This window comes from Thermoanaerobaculia bacterium, from assembly GCA_035717485.1.
In the GTDB taxonomy this organism is placed as follows: Bacteria; Acidobacteriota; Thermoanaerobaculia; order UBA5066; family DATFVB01; genus DATFVB01.
Genome location: DASTIQ010000287.1, coordinates 1 through 4,433, shown reverse-complemented (window position 1 = coordinate 4,433; position 4,433 = coordinate 1). Strand labels below are relative to the sequence as shown.

Annotated in this window: 4 protein-coding genes; 1 reads left to right on the top strand and 3 read right to left on the bottom strand. The window is 70.2% G+C overall.

The window, feature by feature from the left end; all coding sequences use genetic code 11:
* Nucleotides 1–135: 135 nt before the first annotated feature.
* Nucleotides 136–1,944 carry a DUF4388 domain-containing protein gene (locus VFS34_15120; protein HET9795782.1) on the bottom strand — a complete coding sequence of 603 codons (1,809 nt, stop codon included), beginning with the start codon at nucleotides 1,942–1,944 and terminating at the stop codon, nucleotides 136–138.
* The gene (gene uvrC, locus VFS34_15115; protein ID HET9795781.1) at nucleotides 1,941–3,743 is read right to left on the bottom strand and encodes an excinuclease ABC subunit UvrC; all 1,803 of its coding nucleotides are present in this window, start codon (nucleotides 3,741–3,743) and stop codon (nucleotides 1,941–1,943) included. The genes VFS34_15120 and uvrC overlap by 4 nt, the downstream gene beginning before the upstream one ends.
* A 70-nt stretch (nucleotides 3,744–3,813) precedes the next feature.
* On the opposite strand from uvrC, the gene VFS34_15110 reads away from it, so the two are divergent.
* Nucleotides 3,814–4,146, top strand: a complete 333-nt coding sequence (locus VFS34_15110) for a hypothetical protein (GenBank protein ID HET9795780.1) — start codon at nucleotides 3,814–3,816, stop codon at nucleotides 4,144–4,146.
* A gap of 22 nt (nucleotides 4,147–4,168) precedes the next feature.
* Here VFS34_15110 and VFS34_15105 read toward each other — a convergent pair.
* A partial coding sequence (locus VFS34_15105) for a UvrB/UvrC motif-containing protein (protein HET9795779.1) occupies nucleotides 4,169–4,433 on the bottom strand: 265 nt, incomplete at its 5' end.

Below are 4,433 nucleotides of genomic sequence, written 5' to 3'. Positions count from 1 at the left end.
GAACGTGAGACGGCCGGTCCGGCGCTCGGTGAAGATGCGACGGAGGATCGCGGGGAAGCGCTCGTCGGCGATCCGGCCGCTCCAGCTCTCAGCGGCCACGGCCATGCGCCTTCCCTTCGCGCGCCCGAGGGGTGCTCACTTCGCGCGCCCGAGGGGCACGACCGCCGGATGGTTGCCGTCGCGCGAGAACATCTCGGGGATCGCGGACTTCCCCGCTTTGGCCGATGCGAGATCCCGGTATTTCCCCCACAGAACCCGGTAGCAGCTCCGCCCGCGAAAGGAGTAGGGCGCGAGCCAGATCCGCCGCCGCGCGGGATCGGCGGCGAACGCCTTCTGGAGCGTCGATTCCTCGCAGGCGAGCTCCAGCTGGATCGCGTACCGATGCGCGCCCGGGTGCTCGAACGCGGCTTTCCCGGCGCGGGCGAGCGCCTCCCAGGAGTCCGGTTTCGCGGTCCTGGAGGTTTTCGCCGGCTGGGAGTTCTTCGGCGCCGTCCGCGGCGGCGGAACTCCGGCGGGTTCCGACGTCTTCTCTCGCACGGGTTCGGGAGCGGGAGAAACCGTTTCCCGGGGAGATTCGGCAACGGCCGGGGCCCCGGCAGCGGTTTTCGGTTCCACCGAGGGCGGACGGGGCGCCGGCAACGGGGACGCCGCCGGAGGTTTCTGTCCGCTCGCGGCGGGGGCGGCGGGTCGGCGCCGAACGACCAGGAGAATTCCGACGATCGCGAGGGCGGCGAAAACCGCGGCGGCCCGGATCCCGCCGAGACTTCGATGGGGGGAAACCGGTCCCTCCCCGCTTCTCTCTTCCGACTCCGCCACCGGGTTGCCCTCCGGCTCCGGAGCGGTGAGCGCGAACAGAGGGACGCTGATCTCGCGCAGCGGCGGGGAAGTCGGGCCGGCGGCGTCGGGCGGAAACGATTCCCTCTCCTCCGGAAAGGGGAACTCGGGAGCGTCGGCCGGCTCCTCGAAGGAGCTTTCGGAGGCTTCGGCCGGCTCCGACTCGAATTCCGGCTCGGCCGCCTCCTCGGGCGCGGCGCCTTCCCGCGCGGCGGAGGGTTCCCATGTCGTCTCATCGAGCTCGGGCTCCGGCGGCGGTTCGGGCTCCGGCGGGCCGGGGAGCGCCGGAGGACCGGCGAGCTCGAATTCTCCCGGCTCCGGCGTGCTCTCCTCGATCGGCGGAGCGCCGGCCGGCTCCGGCGAGGGGGCGGGAGAGTCGGTCTCGCCCGCCGTCTCGGGAATTTCGTGGATCGGAAGGACGAGTCCCAGGGTGATGAGCGCCGCCAGGAGCTTCAACGTCGCGAACTCCTCCGCGCGCGACCTTTTGACGACTTCGTCCACGGTGCGGCGCCCGTCGATGCCTTCGACGACGGCATCGGCGTCGGCCGTCAGCCCGAGCGCCCCGAACGCCTCGCCGAAGCCCTCCGCGCGCGCGACGGGCACGTCGGTCGGGCCGACCTTTCGCACGACGAAACCGCGGTCGTTCGAGCGGAGGAAGAGCTCGAGGAGCCACTGGTCGATCCGGAGCTTGAGCGGCGGCGCCGTCGGCTCGGGCTCCCCCTCCTCCCACGCGTACTCCCCCTCGCCCCACGAAAGGACGCGGACGAGAGACTCGATCGCCGAGATCTTCAGGCCCCAGTTCGCCTCGCGCCGCGAGATCACGCCCGACGCCGCCGCGACCGCGAAGCGGTCCTCGAAGCCGCCGACGGTGAGCGCCTCGTACGTGGCGCGCTGGACTTTCCCGGCACGGATCAGGACGTCGGCCGGGCCGCTCTCGGCCGGAGGGTCGAGGGCCACGAGAACGCCCTCGGCGAAGCCGAACCGGACGGCCTCTCCGGAGGGTCCCGCGATCCGCAGCGTGCCGGACTCCCTCCTTCGGCCGATCCCGCCGATCGCCGCCAGCACGTCGACCGACGCGAGCGAGCCGGAGCTCTCGAAGGCCTCCCTCATTCGTCCCGCAGGTGGGAGATCACGTTCTCGGCGGCGCGCGCGCCGACGACGCTCGCGATCTCCTCGCGCGGCGCCTCCCGGACGCGGCCGACGGAGCCGAACCGGCGGAGGAGCTTCTTCGCCTTGACGGGCCCGACGCCGGGCACCGAACGGAGCCGGGTCGTGAGCGCGACCGAGGTCCGCGTCCGCCGGTGGCGCCCGATCGCGAAGCGGTGCGCCTCGTCGCGGACGCGCTGGACGAGCTTCAGGGCGCTCTCATGGCGGGCGAGACGGATCGGATCGGGACGCCCCGGCACGAAGATTTCCTCCTCCTGTTTCGCGAGCCCGACGACCGGCAGCTCCAGGCCGATGCGATCGAGCGCGGTGATCGCGGCGGAGAGCTGCCCCCGGCCGCCGTCGACGAGCACGAGATCCGGGAGCCTGCCTCCCTCGGCCGCGACGCGGGAGTAGCGCCGGGACACCGCTTCCGCCATCGAGGCGAAGTCGTCGGGCGCGAGGAGATCCTGCGACTGGATCCGGAAGAGCCGGTAGTCGGACTTCTTCGGGCGGCCGTCCTCGAAAACGACCATCGAGGCGTAGGAATTCGTTCCCTGGATGTGCGAGATGTCGAAGCCTTCGATCCTTCGCGCGGGCTCCGGAAGGTCGAGCAGCCTCGAGAGCCGGGCGACCGCGTCCTCCTCCGCGGACTTCGACTGCCGGAATCGAGCCTCGTGCCGGGAGCGCGCGTTGACCGTCGCCATTTCGAGCCGATCCTTCGCGGGGCCGCGCTGCGGCCGCCGGATTCCGACGCGGCTCCCCTTCTTCTCCGACAGGAATTGCTCGAGGAGATCCCGGTCCGGGAGGTCGAACGGCACCTGGACCTCGTCCGGAAGGAAGGTCGTCTGTCCATAGAACTGCGCGATGACCGTCGAGAGGAGCTCCTCGGGGGGGGTGCCTTCGACCTTCTCGAAGAACATCTCGCGCCGGTCGAGGATCGTTCCGCCGCGGACGACGAGGACCTGCACCGCGGCGTCGCCGCCGTCCTCGTGGATTCCCCAGGTGTCGGCGTCCTCGCCCGAGAGACGCTGCACGACCTGGCGTTCGGCGATCTCCTCCACGGTGCGGAGAGCGTCGCGATACGCCGCGGCCATCTCGAAGTTCTCCCCGGCCGCCGCCGCGTCCATCTTTCCCTTCAGGCTCTTCGAGAGCTCGGCGTTCTTCCCCTGGAGGAAGAGGATCACGTCGCGCACCGCCTCGTCGTACGCTTCCTTCGTCGTCAACCCCGCGACGCACGGGCCGAGGCACGCGTGGAGGTCGTAGTAGAGGCAGGGCCGCGGGAGCCGCCCGTCGATCTCGATCGAGCAGGTGCGGATCTGGAAATGGCGCGTGATCATCTTCATCGTGCGCCGGACGAGGCCGCCCCAGAACGGCCCGAAGTACGAGTGCCCGTCGTCGAGGACGCGGCGCGTGACCAGCGCGCGGGGCCACTCCTCCCCCGTCGTGATCTTGATGTACGGATAGGTCTTGTCGTCGCGGAGGCAGACGTTGTACCGCGGGTGGTGCTTCTTGATGAGCGCGTTCTCGAGGAGGAGCGCCTCGAGCTCGGTCCGGGTGACGATCGTCTCGAGCGACCGGTATTCCGAAAGGAGAGCGCGCGTCTTCGCGTCCTCGATCGTCTTGTGGAAGTAGGAGGAGACCCGCTTCTTCAGCGACCGCGCCTTGCCCACGTACACGATCCGCTCCCGCGCGTTCCGGAAGAGATACACGCCGGGGGCGTCGGGAAGGTTCTCGGGAGGCGCGGGGTTTTCGAGCTCCGCCACGCGCAAATTATAAACGGCTCAGGGATTTTGCGCCCGAAATGGCCTGCCCGGCGGAGAATATGATCGCGCCATGAAGGAATGCCCCTTCTGCCTCCGGCCGATCGGGAACGACGCGGTCGAATGCCCGAACTGCCACAACCAGGTCGACATCTTCCGAACCGGCTATTTCGCCCGTCCCGACCTCTCGAAGCCGAAGACCGCGTTCATCTGGATCGCGGCGATCGTGGTGCTGGCGCTGGTCGCGATCGGCCTGTACCGCGGCTGCGCCGTCGGCAGGCGCGCCGATACATCGATCAACGACGGACGCCTGCCGCCCGCGTCGCCCTCCGGCGGACGGCCGGTACGCCTCCGGGCGCCGCGAGGCGGCTCGCATCCCGTCTCGCTCGCGTCCCGGCGCGCCTGACCGCCGCACCGGGCGAACACGATCAGGCGCGGAAGATCTGCAGCTCGCGCAGCCGCCGCAGCTCGTCGCGGACCGACGCCGCCTTCTCGAACTCCAGATCCCGTGCCGCCGCCCGCATCTCCTTTTCGAGCGCCGCGATCTTCTTCGAGAGGGCTTCCTCGTCCTCCGGCGTCGCGCGCTTCTGGATCTGCATCGGCTCGAGATAGTCGAGGTTGGACATCGCCAGCAGCGGCGAGTCGAGCGATTTCACGATCGACGCCGGCTCGATCCCGTGCTCGAGGTTGTAG

Bases quoted from the DNA above. Each gene is read 5' to 3' on its own strand.
- VFS34_15120 (HET9795782.1), bottom strand. From the start codon at position 1,944: ATGAGGGAGGCCTTCGAGAGCTCCGGCTCGCTCGCGTCGGTCGACGTG.
- VFS34_15110 (HET9795780.1), top strand. From the start codon at position 3,814: ATGAAGGAATGCCCCTTCTGCCTCCGGCCGATCGGGAACGACGCGGTC.